The organism is Lactobacillus helveticus DSM 20075 = CGMCC 1.1877, assembly GCF_000160855.1.
GTDB classification, from domain to species: Bacteria; Bacillota; Bacilli; order Lactobacillales; family Lactobacillaceae; genus Lactobacillus; species Lactobacillus helveticus.
The window spans coordinates 642,926-663,848 of sequence record NZ_GG700752.1 but is presented as its reverse complement, the minus strand read 5'-3'; the positions used below and the strand labels follow the sequence as shown (position 1 = coordinate 663,848).

At 35.8% G+C, this 20,923-nt stretch carries 14 protein-coding genes and 3 pseudogenes; 2 read left to right on the top strand and 15 right to left on the bottom strand.

The features are described from left to right. The 14 genes and pseudogenes from HMPREF0518_RS03135 to HMPREF0518_RS03070 all read right to left on the bottom strand — a co-directional run. A partial coding sequence (locus tag HMPREF0518_RS03135; protein WP_003626009.1) for a glycosyltransferase family 4 protein occupies positions 1 to 1,140 on the bottom strand: 1,140 nt, incomplete at its 3' end. A gap of 106 nt (positions 1,141 to 1,246) precedes the next feature. Further along, positions 1,247 to 2,878, bottom strand: a complete 1,632-nt coding sequence (gene rny, locus HMPREF0518_RS03130; protein ID WP_003626007.1) for a ribonuclease Y — start codon at positions 2,876 to 2,878, stop codon at positions 1,247 to 1,249. 117 nt (positions 2,879 to 2,995) lie between these two features. Further along, a complete protein-coding gene (recA, locus tag HMPREF0518_RS03125; protein ID WP_003626005.1) occupies positions 2,996 to 4,093 on the bottom strand; it encodes a recombinase RecA in 1,098 nt (365 codons plus the stop codon). A gap of 184 nt (positions 4,094 to 4,277) precedes the next feature. Continuing rightward, the gene (pgsA, locus tag HMPREF0518_RS03120; protein ID WP_003626003.1) at positions 4,278 to 4,838 is read right to left on the bottom strand and encodes a CDP-diacylglycerol--glycerol-3-phosphate 3-phosphatidyltransferase; all 561 of its coding nucleotides are present in this window, start codon (positions 4,836 to 4,838) and stop codon (positions 4,278 to 4,280) included. Between the two features lie 22 nt (positions 4,839 to 4,860). Beyond that, positions 4,861 to 5,985 (bottom strand): annotated as a pseudogene (locus HMPREF0518_RS03115) (helix-turn-helix domain-containing protein). Positions 5,986 to 6,052: 67 nt separating this feature from the next. Then, positions 6,053 to 6,788, bottom strand: a pseudogene (gene ymfI / locus HMPREF0518_RS03110) (elongation factor P 5-aminopentanone reductase). Beyond that, positions 6,789 to 8,045: a M16 family metallopeptidase gene (locus HMPREF0518_RS03105; protein WP_003625998.1), complete on the bottom strand. Its 1,257-nt coding sequence runs from the start codon at positions 8,043 to 8,045 to the stop codon at positions 6,789 to 6,791. After that, positions 8,042 to 9,256 (bottom strand): M16 family metallopeptidase, encoded by a 1,215-nt coding sequence (locus tag HMPREF0518_RS03100; RefSeq protein WP_035504553.1) that lies wholly within the window; start codon positions 9,254 to 9,256, stop codon positions 8,042 to 8,044. Before HMPREF0518_RS03100 ends, HMPREF0518_RS03105 begins: the two co-directional genes overlap by 4 nt. Beyond that, the gene (locus tag HMPREF0518_RS03095) at positions 9,243 to 11,660 is read right to left on the bottom strand and encodes an FtsK/SpoIIIE family DNA translocase (protein WP_003625994.1); all 2,418 of its coding nucleotides are present in this window, start codon (positions 11,658 to 11,660) and stop codon (positions 9,243 to 9,245) included. The genes HMPREF0518_RS03100 and HMPREF0518_RS03095 overlap by 14 nt, the downstream gene beginning before the upstream one ends. Positions 11,661 to 11,680: 20 nt before the next feature. After that, positions 11,681 to 12,070 carry a DUF1149 family protein gene (locus tag HMPREF0518_RS03090; protein WP_003625992.1) on the bottom strand — a complete coding sequence of 130 codons (390 nt, stop codon included), beginning with the start codon at positions 12,068 to 12,070 and terminating at the stop codon, positions 11,681 to 11,683. Next, the gene (locus HMPREF0518_RS03085) at positions 12,070 to 12,630 is read right to left on the bottom strand and encodes a tRNA (cytidine(34)-2'-O)-methyltransferase (RefSeq protein ID WP_003625990.1); all 561 of its coding nucleotides are present in this window, start codon (positions 12,628 to 12,630) and stop codon (positions 12,070 to 12,072) included. The genes HMPREF0518_RS03090 and HMPREF0518_RS03085 overlap by 1 nt, the downstream gene beginning before the upstream one ends. Positions 12,631 to 12,680: 50 nt before the next feature. Beyond that, positions 12,681 to 13,880 carry an AI-2E family transporter gene (locus HMPREF0518_RS03080; protein ID WP_003625987.1) on the bottom strand — a complete coding sequence of 400 codons (1,200 nt, stop codon included), beginning with the start codon at positions 13,878 to 13,880 and terminating at the stop codon, positions 12,681 to 12,683. A 16-nt stretch (positions 13,881 to 13,896) separates the two neighbouring features. After that, a pseudogene (locus HMPREF0518_RS03075) lies at positions 13,897 to 14,277 on the bottom strand (PTS glucitol/sorbitol transporter subunit IIA). A gap of 70 nt (positions 14,278 to 14,347) precedes the next feature. After that, positions 14,348 to 17,104, bottom strand: coding sequence for a cation-translocating P-type ATPase (locus tag HMPREF0518_RS03070; RefSeq protein WP_003625980.1), 2,757 nt, complete (start codon positions 17,102 to 17,104; stop codon positions 14,348 to 14,350). A gap of 152 nt (positions 17,105 to 17,256) precedes the next feature. On the opposite strand from HMPREF0518_RS03070, the gene HMPREF0518_RS03065 reads away from it, so the two are divergent. Continuing rightward, the gene (locus HMPREF0518_RS03065; RefSeq protein WP_003625978.1) at positions 17,257 to 18,285 is read left to right on the top strand and encodes a lactonase family protein; all 1,029 of its coding nucleotides are present in this window, start codon (positions 17,257 to 17,259) and stop codon (positions 18,283 to 18,285) included. Between the two features lie 106 nt (positions 18,286 to 18,391). Next, on the top strand, positions 18,392 to 19,084 hold the full coding sequence (locus HMPREF0518_RS03060) for a TVP38/TMEM64 family protein (RefSeq protein WP_003625976.1): 693 nt from the start codon (positions 18,392 to 18,394) through the stop codon (positions 19,082 to 19,084). Positions 19,085 to 19,118: 34 nt separating this feature from the next. Here HMPREF0518_RS03060 and HMPREF0518_RS03055 read toward each other — a convergent pair whose 3' ends face one another. Continuing rightward, positions 19,119 to 20,894, bottom strand: a complete 1,776-nt coding sequence (locus HMPREF0518_RS03055) for an oleate hydratase (RefSeq protein ID WP_023192859.1) — start codon at positions 20,892 to 20,894, stop codon at positions 19,119 to 19,121. Positions 20,895 to 20,923 lie beyond the last annotated feature (29 nt).

Here is a 20,923-nt window from a genome sequence, read left to right as displayed (position 1 = left end):
ATTTTTTAATTGATCTGGCTTTTCGTCGCCTAAATGCCAAACTTCAACTGTAGGATCTATTTTGCTCTTTTGATTAATAATCTTCTGGATAACGTGCATTAATGGATGATATTTTTCACCCAACAGTCCAATCGATTCCACGAAATACTCAAGTGCAACCAATAATCCTAAAATCAAAAGCCAAGTTCCCCAAGCAGGTGATAGCAAGAATAATAATGAGATGAAAGAAAATACCAAAGACAGTGCATAGATCGTTAAAACAGTTTGTCTATGAGTTAATCCCATTCTCATTAATTGGTGATGTAAGTGATGTTTATCCGCTTCTGAAATTGGTTTTTTATTTAACTTTCTCCGGATCATGGCATACACAGTATCTGTAACTGGCACACCTAAAATAATAATTGGCACTAACAAAGAAATAAAAGTAACATTTTTCAGGCCCTTCAGCGAAAGAACCGCAATCATAAACCCGATATATAATGCACCTGTATCTCCCAAAAAGATCTTAGCAGGGTGAAAATTATAAGGCAAAAAACCTAATAAACATGCCGCTAACATAAAACAAGCTATAGGCACGTATAGCTGATGCGTGTGCAAAAAGAAATATCCTACGATTCCCATAGTTGTTAAAGAAATCATCGATACTCCGTCTGCCAGTCCGTCTAATCCATCAATCAAGTTAACAGCATTAGTTAAAGCTAATATCCAAAAAATTGTGATTGGAAAACTCAACCAGCCGATATTAACTTCATGTGTAACAAATGGTATTTTTAAGACGTTCATTCTAATGCCAGCCAAGAAATAGATAATTAAAGATGCAATAAAGATACCAAACATCTTTTGTCTAGGCTTTAATTCAAGAATGTCATCTATTAATCCCGTCAACACAATCACACTTGATGCCAGTAAAATTGAAAAAATTTCATGGGTAAGAAATTGCTCTCGCAGTAGTACAAATGTACCAATATTAAAAGTAACAAAAATCCCTAATCCCCCAATAGTAGGCATTGGCTTTTTATTGACTCTACGTGCATTAGGATTATCAACAGCCCCTAACACAAAAGCCAAACGCCGAATAAAAGGCGTAATTGCCGCTGAAATAATTACTAATAAAAATAATTCAACAATAATTTTAAACATAATTGGCTACTTTCCTTATTTACTTGTTCTAATTATACAAGTAGAACCGATTTTGCACAAATACACAAAAAAGGTTTGAAACTTTTAATTCCAAACCTTTTTTACTTTATTTAGCGATCGCTACAACTCGTTTTTCACGGATAACGGTAATCTTAATATTACCTGGATAATCAAGCTCTTTTTCAACTTGATTCCGAATATCACGTGCCAAAATAACTGTACGATCATCTGAAATTTCATCAGGCTCAACCATCACGCGAACTTCACGTCCCGCTTGAATAGCATATGCCTGTTTGACACCTTGATAACTCTTAGCTATCTTTTCTAATTCAGTCAAACGTCTGATGTAATTTTCTAGACTTTCACTTCTTGCACCTGGTCGAGCTGAAGAAATCGTATCTGCTGCAACTACAAGTTCAGCAATAAACGATAACTTAGGCACATCACCATGGTGTGCAGCAATCGCGTTAACTACAACATCGGATTCATGATATTTACGGGTCAACTCTACACCAATCTCTACGTGTGAACCCTCAATATCATGATCGATGGCTTTACCAATATCGTGTAATAATCCCGCGCGAACTGCTAATTTTTCATCTAGACCTAATTCAGCAGCCATAGTACCAGCTAACTTACCAACTTCAATTGAATGTGACAAAACATTTTGTCCGTATGACGTACGATATTTAAGTCGGCCCAGTGTCTTAACAAGTTCTGGATTCATGCGGTGGATCCCAAGTTCCATTAAGGCACTTTCACCAGCTTCATAAATATCGTCATTAACTTCCTTACGAGCTTTATCAACCATTTCCTCAATTCGTGCTGGATGAATTCTTCCATCTTTAATTAAACGTTCCATTGCTCTCTTAGCAATTTCACGTCTAATTGGATCAAAGCCGCTCAAAGTTACAACATTTGGCGTATCATCAATAATTAGATCAATACCAGTTAAAGCTTCAAATGAACGAATATTACGGCCTTCACGTCCAATAATTCGTCCTTTCATTTCTTCATTTGGCAGATCAACAACAGACACTGTAGTTTCTGCTACAGTATCTGCCGCACTACTCTGAATTGCATCAACTATGATTTGATTAGCATAATGGTCAGCTTTTGCTTTAACTTCTTCATTACTATTTCTAATCAATTCAGCACGTTCTTTAACGAGTTCATCAGATAATTTATTAAGCACAATCTTCTTGGCTTCTTCCTTATCCAACTTAGCTACGTCATAAAGCTTTTGCCGTCTAGTTTCAACTAATTCATCAGCTTCAGTTAATTTTGCTTTCAAGCTAGTATATTGCTGCTTTAATTGATCTTCTTTTTTAATGAGTCCAGCTTCTCTTTCATCTAACAAAGAATTTTTGTGATCTAAAGTATCTTCACGTTGTTTTAAACGATTTTCTTGCCGAGCCAAATCATCCTTTTTTAAATTTAATTTGTCTTCAATTTTTTGCTTATAATCACGAATTTGTTCTTGAGCTTCAAGAATTTTTTCTTTCTTAGTGTTTTCAGCACTTTGCTTAACAGCTTCTGCTGCTTGCTTTTGTGCATTAACCTCAGCTTTTACTGCAGCAACTTGTGCTCGAGCATCAGCTAAAATATGATCAGCATCATTTTGAGCATTCTGAACCTTTTGTTCCCAAGAATGTTTGCGAATGGCATAACCAATCACTGTACCCACCAAAAGTGAAACAATGGCAGTTGCGACGGGAATCATAATTATTGTATCCATGATTACTATCGCCTTTTTTAGAATTATTCACACAACTTTTATGATAAAGAACCTATTGGTTCATGTCAATCCACAAGAAAAAAACTTGGAACATAATTCCAAGGTAAAAATTATCTTTTATTTGTCATCAGTTGCCTTTTTAGTTTCTGCAGTCTTCTCTGCTTTTGCTTCTTCGCGTTTTTTCTTTATTTTTTCAGGATCCTCACGATCAGCTACTGATTTTTTATCAATGCCGTATGCTTGACGAACTTGTTGTTGAATATCTTGATAGATATCTGGATGATCTTCAAGATATTTCTTAGCATTTTCTCGTCCTTGACCGATCCGATCACTCTTGTATGAATACCATGATCCAGCTTTATCAATAATATCCTTGTCAGCGGCCATATCAAGCAATTCTCCACTTTGGGAAATACCTTTACCATACATGATATCTACTTCAGCCACCTTAAATGGTGGAGCAACCTTGTTCTTCACTACTTTAATCTTGACACGGTTACCAATCATATCACCAGATTGCTTGATCTGTTCTGCTCTTCTTACTTCAAGTCGAATAGTTGAATAAAACTTAAGAGCACGACCACCTGGAGTAGTTTCTGGGTTACCAAACATAATCCCAACTTTTTCACGAATCTGATTAATAAAAATTGCAATGGTCTTAGTCTTTGAAATAGTACCAGATAATTTACGCAAAGCCTGACTCATTAATCGAGCTTGAAGACCAACATGAGCATCCCCCATCTCGCCTTCAATTTCAGCACGTGGAACTAACGCTGCAACAGAGTCAACTACCACAATATCAATGGCACCACTAGAAATCAAAGTATCAGCAATTTGTAAACCTTCTTCACCTGTATTAGGTTGAGATAAAATAAGTGAATCAATGTCTACACCTAATGCTTCAGCATATGCTGGATCCATTGCATTTTCTGCATCAATATAAGCGGCTGTACCACCACGTTTTTGTACTTCAGCTACTGCATGAAGAGCAACAGTGGTTTTACCAGATGATTCAGGTCCATATACTTCAATAATACGTCCTCGAGGATAGCCGCCAACACCAATAGCAGCATCTAAAGCAAGTGAACCTGTTGGAACTGTTGAAATTTGGGTATCAGCTTTTTCACCCATACGCATAACAGCACCCTTACCAAAGTTCTTTTCGATTTTTTTGAGCGCTGCATCTAAAGCAGCCTTTTTTTCATCTTTGGCCATATTTTCCTCCTAAATTTTTGTACTCAATAAGTATACTTTGATCATTATCTACTTTGCAAGCAATATACAAACTAACGTTCAAAGTATTTAGCCTACACTATTAAATACGCAAAAAAGGGCAATTTTTTTCTGAGAAAATAAAAAAAAGAAGCAATTTTCTACTTCTTTTAATTTATCTTTAATTTTACATAGATCCTTTAAATACGCCCCATGATTGGTGGAAGTAATCATATCCTGAGTAAATAGTAAAGATCAATGCAAGCCAAAGCAAAATAGTACCAATGTGCCAGAAGTTACCGATTAACAAGAAGATAATTGATAACATTTGGCAAGTGGTCTTAATCTTACCTGGCATCTTAGCTGCTAAAACTTGACCCTTGTTTTCAGCCAAAATCAAACGTAAACCAGTAACAGCTAATTCACGACAAACAATAATAGCTACAATCCAAGCTGGAGCAAGCTTCAATTTAACCAAGAAGATGAATGCTGTCATAGTCAACATCTTGTCTGCCAATGGATCAGCAAACTTACCAAAATTGGTTACCATGTTGCGTGAACGAGCAATATGACCATCGAACCAGTCAGTAGCTGAAGCTACAGCAAAAATAATAGCTGCAATTACCCAGCTCCAAACTACGGTTGAACCAGCTACTTCAGTATGAGCATTGCCACCAAAAATTATAATTAACATAAATACTGGAATCAAAAAGATTCTAAAAACAGTAAGTTTATTAGGTAAATTCATTCTTCTTATTTTCTCCTAAGCTTTAATTGCCATTATTTTCATTGCCACTGCCGCCATTATCGTTTCTACCGGCATTATTATTTTGCGTAGTGGTTGTTGATGATTGGGTAGTAGATGATTGTTGTGTTTGACTACTTTGTCTTGTTTGACTGCTTTGAGTAGTTTATGATTGTTGGTGACTAGTTTGAGTATTGTGTCTAGTAGTAGAGCTACTCTGAGTTTGATTTTGATTTTGAGTAGTAGTATTACTGTTATTAGTATTATTGTCACTAGTTGTACCATTTTGACTATTATTATCATTAGTTTGATGAGTAGTAGTCTTCTTAGCTTTTCCAATTAACAAAGTAATTGTTCTGTAGCTATTATTTGGTACGTATGGTACCTTCTTGCCACCAATCTTAATTGAGCTTCCATTGTCATTGCCTAAGGTAATTACAACACGTTCAGCGTTTGAAGGCAAAGTAAAGGTATGCTTTTGCTTAGCAATTAAAGTTCCTTGCCAGCTATTTGCATTGCCATTAATTTGTACGCCTGCAGAAGTGTTTTGAGTTGAACCTGCTTTAACAACTAAACGGCGATTCTTCTTAAGACCAAGAACACGATATTCGTTATCATTAATCTTCTTAATTTTAACTGCACTTACAGCAACTGGCTTAGTCTTCTTCTTAGAAGATGAGGATGATGTCTTTTGTGATGAAACAGTTACACCACTATTATCAGCCACATTATGCTGACCACTTGATGAAATATGTGCATACAATGCGTACACAACTAAAATTACAATAATTACGCCTAATGCAATCGCAATTCGAGGCAAGTAATTTTTCCACAAATTCTTCTTGTTATTTGTGGTTTCACGAACATCTTCGCTCTTATTGTCAATTGAATTTCCTACATATTCATCAGGATCCGCTTCTGGAACATCCTCATGATAATCGCTGAGTAGCTCTTTCCCATCTAATCCAACTACTTGAGCGTATTGGCGAATAAATGCTCTAACATAAAAGTCACCAGGAAGCTTATCAAATTCATCCTTTTCAATTGCTGTCAGATATCTGCTTTGAATCTTAGTTGCCTTTTCGATATCTTCAATTGAAAGTCCTTTTGCCTCTCTAGCGCTCTTTAATTTCTCTCCGATGTCTGCCATATTAACCCCTTCAAAATTAAATTTAACAAATTGAGTATACCATAAAATCTCGTTTACAACTTCTTAGTTATAAAAGCCAGCCGCCGGTAACATAAATTGTTTGTCCAGTGAGATAATTGCTGCGTTTATCGAGCAATACTTTAATCCAATATGAAATATCTTTTCCATCTTCCATCGGCCCAACGTCCAACTGGAATCTCTTCTTGAACTTCCTGAATAGTATCTTCTGAGAAAATACTATTCATGCTCGTCTTCACAGCACCTGGTGCAATTACATTAACCGTCAAATTATTTGATGCTACTTCACGTGCATAAGCCTGCGCAAAACGACTTAATCCACCTTTGGTTGCACTATATACTGATTCTAAGGCACTACCATAGCCTCCATAAACCGATCCTAAGTAAACGATTCGACTAAAATCTTGTTTCATTAACTGGGGCTCTAACAATTTAGTTAGTTTAATTGGTACAGTTAGATTAATATTTATCAATCTCGTAATATTCTCAAGATCTTCATCCCCTAGAAAACCGTAATTAGTGACCCCTTGGGCAAAAATCACTGCGTTTACTGGCAACAAATTTTTCACAAATTTGCTTAATTGCGCATCATCAGTTTCAAAATTTAATTTTATTGGCATAAAATCCTGTTTAGGATATTTAGCAAATAATTTTTGAACTAATTCTTCTGCAGTTTTCTCTTTGGAATTATAGTGCAAATAAAGAGACCAGCCACTTTCGGCTAAATCTTGACAGATTGCTTGTCCAATACCGCCCGTAGCCCCAAACACAATAGCGCGCTTCATTTATTTTTCTTCTCCTTTAGAGTTTAAATAAGCTGAACAAATTGTGCTATCTTTCATTAGCTTTTGACAAATTTGATCAAATTCTTCAAATCCCATTGTCTGCAACTTTAACAAATTAAGTTGTAAATCTTCATGATCAAGACTTTCTTCAATCATTTCAATTGCCAAATATGAAAGATTATTCATTGTTCGAATAGTTCGTGCCAGCCATTCTTTCTTCTGCAAAACGAAATTATCTTTAATAAAGCGATATTGTTCAGAATTTGGATCCACAGGCTGAGTTAAAACTCGCTTAATTTCCTCAATTATTCTTTGACTATCTGCACTAACTCCGAAAATAGTGGCAAAATCGCCTTGTCTAGTATAATTAACTGAAATTTGCAAAGGATTGGCCAACAGCCCTTCTTTGCGCATTCTTTCAAACCAAGGACTCATCACGCTTAGTTTTGATTCTAACATTATTTCTAACAGAATTTGAGTTAAATCAGAACTTGATAATACTTTCTTAAAGTTTTCAAAGCGAATTCCTAATCCGAAAGCTCTAGAATTTCCTCCGGTCGATAAAGCTTGATCTGAAAATTCACCCGTAGGTTTAACTATTGGAGCACTAACTGCCTTACGATCAGCCAAATACTTAGCTTGCAATTTCCCTACTTGGCGCAAAATTGTGCGAACTTGGTTATCTGAAAAATCTCCACAAGCAACAAACTGCATTTTAGTAGGCACATAATTTTCTGTATAAACTTTAGTCAAATTTTGCTTAGTTACCTGATTAATCGATTCCTTAGTACCTACTACTTCAGTTCCTAAATTAGAATGACCAAACATGCTTGTCATAATTGCATTGTTTACTTTCCACATAGGATCATCTTGGTACATCGCTAATTCTTGCTCAATTATAGGAGCCTCTTTAGCAATATTTTGTTTAGTAAAATAAGGCTCTCCTACTAATCTGAACAACAACTCAATCATCTTAGGCGTATGTTCAATCCCACTGCAATAAAACATTGTTTCATTAAATGAGGTAAATGCATTGACATCAGCCCCAATCTCTTCAAATTGTGCAGAAAGATCGCCATCTTTTTTAGCAAATAATTTATGTTCCAAAAAATGAGCAGATCCTGCTACTTTTTGTGGATCACTGCTGCCAAAATCAATAATAATACCAAAAAAACGTTGATAAAAATGTGGCTTTAGGATAATCTCTGCTTTAAAACCAGATTTATATTCTCTTTTAATAATTTTTGGTGTAATCATTTTAAAATATAGCTTTCATTAAAGAATAAATTTTGAACAAAATTAACTAATTGACGCGTCGTAGCTTTTTTAATAGCAGTCTCTCGATCAAAATCTAAATAATCTGAAAATAGTTCTCCTCGGAAGGCTTGACCCATCTGCCAGTTTTGACTATCCAATCCAATTCTAGTATTTCTGTATAAAGCTTTTTGAGACTTCTTAAAAAGTTCTTCATCTACGTTGCCATCAGCTAAGGCTTGCATTTCAGCTAACACAACTTGTTTAGCTGCATTTACTTGATCAGGATCTAAGCCCGCATTGATTAAAAATAAAGAATTATTTGCAAAACAACTAGCTTCTACAGCATAAGCTGCACCTAATTCTTCACGAATTTTGCTAAATAACTTAGACGATTGATCACCAGCTAAATATTGACTTAAAAGCAAGCCAATAATCTGTTCTTGGTAATTAATTGCATGATCAATGCCAAATCCCATTAATAATTGGGCTTGACTATTGCCTTGTTCATCAACTTTTTCAATCAAATTTTGGCTAGCAGGAATAGTTAAACCAGAAGTTTGGAAATTTTTAATAATACCAGCTTGCGTAAAATAAAACTTGGCAAGTTTCGTCATCAATTTGTGATCACGTCCCATACCCACTACAGCTACAGGGACATCCCGCAAACCTTCAATATAATGATTTACTTCATCGACCGTTGCATTTTGAATTTCATCAATTGGTCCCATGAAATTTTCGGCATAATCCGGCTGATCTCGATACCATAGTTTAAAAAAGCGATCGATAGCATAATTAGCAGGCTGCTGCATTAATTCACGATAATCATCCTCTAGTTGTTTTTTAGCATAAGCCAGCAATTTAGGCGTACAATCCGGTTTAGTGATAATTTCACTTACCGTTTGAATTATTTCTTGATATACATATTCTGGATCCAATATCTCAGTTGGTTCGACAAAATTAGCATAATAAGTCAAAATTATTTCTTTGCCAAAAAGCTGAGGCATTATATCTAGTTGCAAATCATAGAGATCAGCTAATCTTCTAGTCTGTTCTGCAATTTGAGGATAAAACATACTAGTATTTGACTGCAGCCGTGACAACAAACTTGCAAAGGCTAGATTATGGCTTGTCAGTGGTAAACGCAAAAAACAGCCCAACGCGGCTGTCGTAAATTTTTTATTTTTTCTAATCGTAATATTAGTCATTAGCATTATTTCCATTACCTTCATTCTTTACTGGTGGGACTAATACTTGACGTGGTTTTGAGCCCTCAGAAGGCCCCACGATTCCTTTAGCTTCCATCTCATCAACTATTCTTGCAGCACGATTATAACCGATTCTGAAGCATCTCTGCAGCATAGAAACACTTGCTGTTTGCTGACGACGAACCAAATCAACAGCTTGATTATAGAACTCATCTTCTGGTTCATCATTTTCATCACTAGAAGCAGATGAATTATCACCCTTCTTAGGAATCATTGTCTCATCATAATCAACTTTTTGCTGCTTCTTTACCCAATCGATTACGCGTTCAACTTCATCACTAGCAATATAAGCACCTTGAATACGTTCAGGCTTTGAAGCACCAATTGGCATATAAAGCATATCACCACGACCTAAGAGTTTTTCAGCTCCGGTCTGATCCAGAATAGTTCTAGAATCTACACCACTAGATACAGCAAAAGAAATACGAGATGGAACATTGGCTTTAATCAATCCCGTAATAACATCTACACTTGGACGCTGAGTAGCTAAAATCATATGGATTCCGGCAGCACGAGCCATTTGACCTAAACGGACAATTGCTCCTTCAACATCATGACCACCAACCATCATTAAGTCACTAAGTTCGTCAACAACTACTAAAATATATGGCAATGGCTTCATGGCAGGCTTAGATTTATCTTGATTGTTTTCAGCAACTTTCTGGTTATATTCACCCATGTTGCGTACGCCGCCTGCCGCAAACAGTTTATATCGACGTTCCATTTCTTTAACTACTTTGCGCAATGCATTAGAAGCCAGCTTAGCATCTGTCACAACTGGAATTAACAAATGCGGTACTCCGTTATAAACGGAAAGTTCTACCATTTTGGGATCAATTAAAACTAGCTTTACATCTTCTGGTCGAGATTTCATCAAAATACTTGTCAAAATAGTGTTAATGGCTACAGACTTACCAGAACCTGTAGAACCAGCTATTAACAAGTGCGGCATCTTAGCTAAGTTAGCAGAAATAGTGCTGCCAGTGACATCCTTACCTAATGGCACATTAATTGGATCCTTTTTTGCTTTTACATCTTGATGTTCCATTACATCTTTAAAAGATACAACTGAAGTTGTTTGGTTAGGTACTTCAATTCCAATAAATGGTTTCCCTGGAATTGGAGCTTCAATTCTAATATCCTTTGCTGCTAGTGCCAAAGCTAAATCATCAGCTAAATTAACAATCCGACTAACTTTTACACCAACAGCCGGTTGAACTTCATAACGCGTAATAGTAGGTCCTAAAATCGCCTTTTTAATGATTACTTTTACGCCAAAACTCTTAAAAGTAGATTGCAAAACCTGAGTATTTTTCTTAATCAAATCTCGATCCGTACTTTGATCAGTCGATTTAATTGGATCAAGCAAATTCAATGGTGGTTTTTTATATGATTTATTAACTACCGTATCTGTCTTTAATTCGCCATGATCTACATTAGCTAATTCTTGTACTAGCTTTTGATCTTCCTGAGTAAAAGAATGGGACTTTGGCAAGTCTTTGCTTTCAGGTTCTTCATGCTGTGTAGCGATTTGAATTTGCGGTTCCGAAACCGGTTCTGAGTCAGCCTCAGATTCAACAGGTACATCTTCACTTGCCGGTTCAGTAGTATCTTCCTCATTATTATCAGAATCAAAATCTGCGACATCTGGAAAAATATTTTTATCTTGATCAGCATTTGCTTGTCTTTGCTTTCGTTTTTCCAATACATCGCTGTATTTATCCTTTAATTTAACACCAACTGTTTTATTCTTTTGAATAAATAATTGGCTGATTGATTGAAATTTTTCAATGATAGTTCTAAATTTCACATCAAAAAACATTAAAATTCCAATCGGAATTAACAAAACAGCAAAGACTTTGATTCCAATTTGTCCTAATAATGGATAAAAGATTTGATAACCTAACGATCCAATCAGACCGCCGCCTACGCTCTCTGTCACGCCTGCGCGAGCAAACTCCGCGGTCATAGCGTGCCAAAATGAATTCAAAAAATTGCTATTAACCAATTCATGTTCATAGTACAAATTGCTTTGAATCAATAAAATACCAATAAAAGTTAAAGAAAGCCCTATGATACGTTTAATAGACAGACGAACGGGTTGATTATAAATTAAATTTACTAACCCAAAAAGAGCCAATAAACTTGCTGCCAATAAATATGAATCACCAAAAAATAAGCGGATTAAATTTGCAATTTGCTTGCCTAAAATACCGAATCTTACAAAGGCAAAAATAGCTAGCAAAATAAATACTAGCCCTAAAATACTCCACTCTAAATTTTGTTTTTTAGCTGTTTTCTTATTAGAATGTGTCTTTTTTATCTTTCTCTTTTTCCTTTTTGCAGGCATGTACTCACCCTAATTAGTGATTAAAAATTAGCTTTAAAGTTCAAGTTAACCGGTTGGTCAAAAGTTACTTGCGTTACTTCATACGTTAAAGTTTCAATATATTCAACCAATGGTCGACTTAAAAGTTGCCAATCTGCACTACTAATATCAGAACCATCACCATGATAATCCTTTAATTGAACAACTTGGTGAATAGTTCCGCTTACTCTAAATTCAGCTGGTGCAGGAATTACATCATAAAATACGGCTACATCATAATAGCTGCCATTTTTTTCTGAATGTTCATCATCTTGACTTACATCTAATTTTTGGATACCAGTTCTGACATCACTTTTTGGTGCAGTGTCTTCATCAACCAAATCATAGTGAAATGCCTGCACAGTTACTGGTGTTTGTCTTTCAAAATCCATTATTCTTCACTTCCTAAATTACGTTCATATCTTTCTGGACGATCATAATCATCCTTTAGCTTATCATTTTCATAGTGATGGGCAGTTTTCATATTTGGAAAACCTTGTTGACGCAATGCTTCAAGCAGAACCATCGCTACAGAATTGGACAAATTATAGCAGCGAATATTATCTGACATTGGAATTCTTAAATTTCTATCATAATATTCACGCATAAAAGTTTCAGGTAAGCCTGTAGTTTCCTTACCAAAAACAAAATAATAATTTTTATTAGGATCAGTGTAATCTACGTCTACATAATTTTTAGATGAGAATTTAGAAATTAAATACATCTCATCGTTAGGTCCTAGAGTCTTTAAAAAAGCATTTAGATCATCATGGCGACGTACATCAACTTTATCCCAATAATCGAGTCCTGCTCGTTTCATTTTCTTATTATCAATTTGAAAACCTAATGGTTCAATCAAATCTAAAACTGTATTAGTACCTGCACAAGTACGTGCAATATTGCCAGTATTGGCTGGCATTAATGGTTCATATAAAACTACGTGATTCGTCATTTCAAAACCCCTTAAACTAAAAAGCGCAGCTTTTAAACCACGCTTTAAATTTATTTAGCATTATTTGCTTTTTTATCTGCATCTCCCGTGGTCGAAGAAACAGCATCTGTTTCACTAAAAATTTCAGATTCTCTTCGATAATAATTGTACACGCGAGACACAATAATCTTCAAGATTGCATAGATTGGAATACCGAAAAATACACCCCATAGTCCCCAAACAGAACTGGCACCAATTAAAAGCAAAATTGTAGTTACGGGATGCATTTCCATCTTATTCCCCATGACTAAAGGACTTAAAATTCTAGTTTCAATTGCTTGTTCAATTAAGAAAACTACTAAAACTTTAATAACCATAGAGCCTGAAGTCATAATTGCAATTACGAATACTGGAATAAGAGCTAATGGCGTACCAAAATACGGAATCAAATTCATAAATCCAGCTAAAATAGCTAAAGCCAAACCATATGGCAAGCCAATTATCATATAGCCAACTACAAACATGACACCTACCCAAAAAGCCACTGTTATTTGACCACGAATATATGAAGCCAATGCATAGTTGATATCATACAATAGTTGACTAAAACTGGATTGCCAATGTTCTGGTGCAAACTTCGTAATATAAGGACGCAACTGATGTCCATCCTTGAGCATAAAGAATAAGATAAACGGTGCAGTAAGCAAAGTCATTACAATCATTGTAATAATACTTACCGCAGAAGATATATTTCCTATAGTTGCATTAATCGTGCTTTGTCCTGATTTAAACAAAGTTTTTTGAGTATTGTCTATCATATTTTGCAAGCTGCCCTTAACTTCATGCAAACGAGGATCTCGTAAAGCTTCTTGCGTTGCATTTACCGCATCGTTCCAAATATTAGGCCAATTTTTGATCAATGAATTAATCTGATTTTGGGCAATAGGAACTAAGATATTAATAATCCAAATTAAAGCTATTAAAACAAACAGGAATAAAACAAGAATTGTAACAACTCTAGGAACTTTGAACTTCTTTTCAAACCAATCTACTACTGGATTCATTACGTAATATTGAATGACTGCTAAAAGTAATGGTGGCAAAATTGCACTAAAAAATACCCAAGCAGGATTCAACACAAAAGATATTTTGTTAAAAATCCAGATAATCAAAAAGAACAATAAGATGTTTAATAAAACAATACTAAACCGATTATCTAAAAACCATTTTTTAAATAAGGTTGCTTTCTCACTTTTTTGTTTATAATCCATCTACCTGTCCTAGTATTTAAATGTGTTCGTAAACAATATCATCATCGACCTTGAAGGTTGGAAGTGGTTGAGCAACATCTGGATCAAAGTATACTGCATTTGCCAAAGGTGCCTTAGGAATTGGACGGTTAAAGAACAAAGTAGCGTGACCTAAAGCCTTCATGTTGCTTTCGACCATTGGACCTACATAATTTACAACATAGGTTTAACCATCAACAGTCAGCGTATCGCCTTTTTTGAAAACAAAGCCTTTAACTGGAGTTTCGTAACTAAATTTTTGAATAACTGAAACATCTTCTAAGTCTTTATTAGCGCCTTCGCCAAATAAAATTACCATGCCATCTTTATTATCGATAGCTTTTTTACCAATTTTTTTAATAGTTGAAATCCATTTCATAATTATATATCTCCTCAAAAATAATTTTAGCATAAGAATAGCCGCTTAAAAACTTAAGCGGCCTAAATTATTAGATATTTTTATGATGATACATCAACCATTTTCTTAGTTCATCTAACAAGACTAAAGGAACTGGCAATAAGAACAAAAATAGCCAATCACTCATAGTCAAGATAGTTGTATTAAATACCTGCTGAATGCCTGGTGTAACAGTCAAAATAAAGAATAAGATGATCTCAAAAATAATGCCATACCAAATATTCTTATTCTTAAATAACCCTTTCTTGAAAACGGAAACGGTATTAGTTCTACAATTCAATACGTTAGCTACTTGAGTGAAGACGATCGCACCTAAAACCATAGTCGTAGCACGCATATAAATTGAACCATTAGCAGCTAAAGCAACATTTGGCCAACCATTTTGATAGTTAACGAAGAAATAAGCAGCAGTTGATATGATGCTTGATAAAAGTCCATACCAGCAAACGGCTTTAATAATAACGCCCTTGTTCAACAAATGCTCTGATCTTTTACGTGGTGGCTGCTTCATAATATCAGGATCAGCAGCTTCAGCACCCAATCCTAATGCAGGCAACATATCAGTACCTAAGTCAACTGTTAAAATTTGCATAGCCGTCATAGGAAGTGGAATTAATCCAGCTGAGAAAAGAAACAAAACTGATGGGATAGCTTCTGGGACATTTGAAGTTAGGATATATGTTAAAAACTTGCGGATATTGCTATAGACTGCACGCCCCTCTTCAATTGCAGCCACAATCGATGCAAAGTTATCATCCGTCAAAATCATGTTAGCCGCATCTTTGGCAACATCAGTACCAGTCATGCCCATTGCAATTCCGATATCGGCTTGCTTTAAAGCCGGAGCATCATTAACCCCGTCACCTGTTGAGGCTACGACTTCACCGTTAGCCTGACAATTCTTTACAATCCGATATTTTTGTTCTGGAGCAACTCTAGCAAAAATCACTTCATCCTTTAAGGCATGACGCAATTCTTCATCGCTCATCTTGTCTAATTCATTACCAGAAATAACACGTGCTTTATCTGAAGTTAAACCAATTTGAACAGCAACCGATTTAGCAGTTAATTTTGAATCACCAGTTACCATAATTATTCTAATTTTTGCTTGATGACAACGTTTAACAGCATCATAAATTTCTGGACGTGGTGGATCGCTCATTGTTGCTAAACCTACAAAAACCAAATTACTTTCAGCATCAGCGATATTTATTTTATTAACATCGACATCATGATCAATAATTTTATAAGCCAAGGCCATGCTGCGCAATCCGCGAGAAGCATAATCAGCGTTAGCTTTTTTAGCGCGAAGACGATCTGCTTCAGTCATCGGACGAATTTTACCATTGACTTGAATTCGATCACACTGCTTAATCGTGTCACTATAAGAGCCTTTAGTAAGAACAATATAATGCGTATCGTCCCAACGATGAATAGTGGACATTCTTTTACGATCCGAATCAAATGGCAATTCACGCAAACGAGGATATTTGACCAAAACTTTCTGCTTATCAAAGTCCGCTTTTTGCGCCATGACGATTAATGAAGCTTCAGTAGGCGTACCTAAGATTTTAGGCTTTCCACCCTTTTTATTAGGTTGAACTGAAGTATCATTGTCCAAAGCTGCAATTTGAACTAATTTGCGTAAATCTGGATTTTCTTCATACCATAATTGCTTTGTATTTAATTCAATCTGTCCATTATTGACATAGCCATTGCCAGTAACGTGATATTCATTGGCTGGAGTCCAAAGATAGTGAATTGTCATTTGATTCTGCGTTAAAGTACCAGTTTTATCTGAACAAATAACTGTCGTTTCACCTAAAGTTTCAACGGAATTTAATTCCTTAACTAATGCATGCTTTTTAGCCATCCGCTTAACGCCTTGAGCTAAACTTAACGTGACTGTTGGCAATAATCCTTCTGGAATAAAAGCAACGATCATCCCTAAAGCGAAGATAAATGCCTTGGCTAAAGGATATTTTACGAAAAAGATTGCGGCGATAAAGAAGATAAGCCCAATCGTAATAGCAATAATTGAAATTTGTTTAGTCAATCGATTAAGCTCAGCTGTAAGCGGACTAGTTGTCTTAGTTTGCTTTTGAGTTAAACTTGCAATTCGTCCAAACTCCGTGTTCATCCCAGTGGCAAAGGCAATTGCTCTAGCAGTCCCTGCACCTACTGTCGTACCTGAATAGACCAAATTACTCTCGGCATAGCTACCTTCACCTGGGTCATATTTCGCCGTTTTGGACTCAGGAACAGATTCACCATTTAAAGCACTCTGATCTACTTGCATTGAACTAGCGGAAATAATTCTCGCATCCGCTGGAATCGAATTGCCGGCTTGCAAAACGAAAACATCCCCGGGCACCAAATCCTTGCTATTAATCTGTTTCTTCTTGCCACTTCTAATGACTTCCACATAGCTTGGCAACATATTATTCAGGACATCAGTTGCTCGCTTAGCAGCTCGCTCCTGCCAAAAACTAAACAAGCCATTAATAATATTAACTAGCCAAATGGCAATCCCCAATTCCAATGTTCCGGAAACAATTGCAATTAATCCTGATATCCAGAGCAAAATAGCCATCATACTAGAAAAATTCTTAAAAAATGTTTTCCATTCTGATTCAGCTGCGGCTTTTTTAATGGTATTAGCGCCATATTTTTTAAGTCGTTCAGCGGCTTCCTCATCCGATAATCCAGAAGAGGAAGATTGCAAATTTGTAAAAACCTGTTGAACCTCATTCTGGGCATATAATTTACGGATTTTATTTTCATCCATCTATACACACCTTCTTATTTTTACAATCATTATTTTCACCTTATATTCTCTACTCTAGCACTTTTTAGGAAAACAAGTCATAATCTGATTCATTATTTTCCATGCTATACTTATCTCTAGTTAATACTTTTTCTAAAAATCGGAGGCATTATATGAAAGTTTTAATCGGAGGCTACACTAAGAAAACCTCTAAAGGTATTTATGAATTGCCTTTTATTGGTGAAGATAATGGAGCTAAGTTGGGCAAAGCAGAAAACATTATTAGTATTGGTGGTCCAACTTATTTCCAAAAAGACGGCGATTTAATTTTTACCATTAATAACGCTGGGGACGAAGGTGGTATCAGCGTTTTAAAATTAGGTGAACATGGTTCAAGCGAAGTTGACCGCTACTTAACTCCCGGTGCTTCACCAGCATATGTTGGCATCGATCGTGAAAAAAAGCTGATTTATACTGCTAATTACCACACCGCTGTTTTATCCGTATTTCACTACAATCCAAGCGGCAATTTAGAATTAGTCGATCAAGTTACTCACAAGGCTGAAACACTTGGCCCTCGTCCAGAACAAACTGACGGTCCTCACCCACACTTCTTCGACGAGACACCCTCAGGAAACTTAGTTAGCTGCGATTTGGGTAACGATACTGTTGATTTTTACCGCTTAGAAAATGGTAAGTTAGAACATTTGGCTCAATATAAAAATGAAACTGGTTTTGGAACTCGTCACATTGTCTTTTCAAAAGATGGCAACTACTTCTACGTGGTCGGTGAATTATCTAGTAAAATTAATGTAGTTAAATTCAACGAAGATACTTGGGACTTCGAAAATATTGCTACATACAAGACCATTCCAGAAGATTTCACTGAACACAATGGTGCTGCAGCCCTTTATATCAGTAAAGATGGTAAATATGTTTACAACTCTAACAGAGGTCATAATTCTATTACTGTCTTTAAAGTCAATGATGATCATACTTTAAGTTTGGTTCAACGTATTTCAACATTTGGCGATTTTCCTCGTGACTTTAACTGGGATGCCGATCAAAAATACGTAGTAGTTGCAAATCAAAATACAGATAACGCTACTCTATACATTAGAAATGGCGATAACGGAACTTTAACCCCTATTCAAACAGAAATCCCGGTTCCTGAAGGTACACGCGTACTTTTTACTAAATAATTCATAACGAAAAATGACCATGACATGCTAGTCATGGCTTTTTCATTTTATAAATTTAAAGTAAAATAGAATATTAGCAGAACTGAATTAATAAGAAAGTGACAAAGTGAAACGAAAAACAATTCGTATTATATTATTTATTCTAGGTGGAATTTTAGGATTATTGCTTTTATATAAATTGTATTTAAGCTATCTACCAGAATTAAAATTGCTAGTTCATTTTGATCACCACAATGAAGAATTATTAATTAAAATGGTGCGTAGCCACGGAATCGAAGATTTAGCTTTTCTTTTTATTTTAAATGCAATTTGTGTAGCGATTCCCGGCCTATCTAATGGTATCTTCTGTGTTTTAAATGGTATTCTTTATGGTCCAGCCTTTGGATTCATTGTTAACTGGATTAGTGATATTTTAGGTCAAATTATTTTAATGCAGCTTTTGCACAAGTTATATGACATTAAACATATGTCTAACAGCAAGATCTATAAATTGTTAACCACACAAAAATATTCGATGGTTGCCTTAACTATTGGATATCTAATCCCATTTATTCCAAGTGCAACTGTTAGCTATGTCAATATTTTGATTAATAAAAATGATTTCAAAAAGCAACTGACTCCGATTGTGATTGGTGTAAGTCCGTTTGCTTATCTTTACGCCTACGGTGGCGACTCAATTTTGCACCTTAATACCAGCAGAATTATTAAGGCAGCAGTCATGATTGTTGCCGTTGCCTTAATAGCTGCAGCGATTTTGTTTATTTTGAAAAGTGTTAAAAAGCATACAAAAAAAGCTTGATTTTTTATCCAGCTTTTTCTTTTTGCATTAAAAACTACATCAAGTTAGCTTCTTTTAACAATTCTTCTACCCAAGTCTTCTTAATCTTGCGCATCCCTGTCTTAAGAGCTAATTTTTCTAGAAGTGGCATGTCTTGATCAGCCAGCTTCTTCTTATCTGACATGTAGTACATTGCCCGCAATAATTGACGAATATCGTAAATTGAATCAAATACTTCTGGAACACCACGATCAACATTCAAAAGCGTGTAAACAGCTTCCATCGCGGTTCTGACTGAATATTCAGTAGTGAAGACAGTATCTCTAGTTGGAGATTCAGCGAAGTTACCAATAAAGGCAATATTGACAGAACCTTCTGGCATTACTGCTGGACGATCGCCATCGTGACGAGGCATGAAGTAGCTAGTGATGTATGGCATGTAAACAGGAACAGTATTCATATTTTCTTCGCTAGCTAATTCACTAATTTGGCTTTCTGGAACACCTAAGTGGTACAAAAGCTCTTCGGCAATTTCTTTACCACTGCAGTCAACTACTCTCTTCTTAATATAATTACCTTCAGTGTCTGAATAAAGTGCATAAATCCAAACAACGATTTCATCTGGATTTTGACTCTTGAAGTGTGGTTGACGGTGAATAGTGAAACTAAGTTCCCAGTTTGAATCAACGATCGTAATAATACCACCAGTATTAACCTTGCCATCGTAAAGACTACGCTTAGTTAAACGTTCAAAGTATGGAGCAAGTTTCTTATTCTTTAAAGTAGTTGTTGCGGAAACAAACCAACTACGTTCTGGCAAGTTCTCACAGAAGACATCTGGATGACCAAAGTCAGGATCTTGCTTAGCCAAGTTTTCCCATAATTTCCATGAGCTGCCCTTAGCATGAGTAATTGGAGCTGGAGTATTTTGATCACCGTAAGTTGAACTTTCAGTAATTGAGCCGTTAGTGATGAAGACAATATCATTTGGTGTCAATGGAATTTCGGTTTCCTTGCCATTTTGAGTCATCACGATCTTCTTAGCGATCTTTTGCTTGCCATCATGATCAACTTCCACATTTTGTACATGGCAGTCATATTCAAATTTAACGCCATGATCTTTTAAGTAAGCCAAAAGTGGTTTTACCATTGATTCATATTGGTTATACTTATTAAATTTCAAAGCGGTGAAGTCTGGCAAACCATCAATGTGGTGAATGAAACGCATTGCATAGCGACGCATTTCAGCTACTGAGTGCCACTTTTCAAAGGCAAACATCGTTGACCAGTATGACCAGAAATTAGTCTTAAAGAAGTCGTCACTAAAGAATTCTTTAATCGTTTCTCCTTCAAGTTCCTTTTCTGGGGTCATGATCAATTTAACAATTTCATTAGTGCACTTGCCTAAACCATATTGACCATCACTTGGCAGACGATCACCACGGTTATAAATCAAGCGGCAATTGGAGGAGTTAGGATCTTCTTTATCAAGCCAATAATATTCATCAAGATATGACGCACCTGGAATTTCCAAACTTGGAATTGAACGATACATATCCCATAAACATTCAAAGTGGTTCTCCATTTCACGTCCACCGCGGACAACGAAACCAGCATTTGGACGCTTAGCACCATCAAGTGAACCCCCGGCTACTGGCAATTCTTCCAAAACATGAATATTTTCGCCCTTCATTTGAGCATCACGAACCAAGAAGACAGCTGCAGAAAGACCAGCTAATCCACTACCAATAATATAAGCAGACTTGTTGTCTACGCCCTCAGGCTTTTTAGGATCCGCAAAAGCTTCATAGTTACCATTGGAATAATACATAAAGGTATCCTCTTTTCTGTATAAGTATA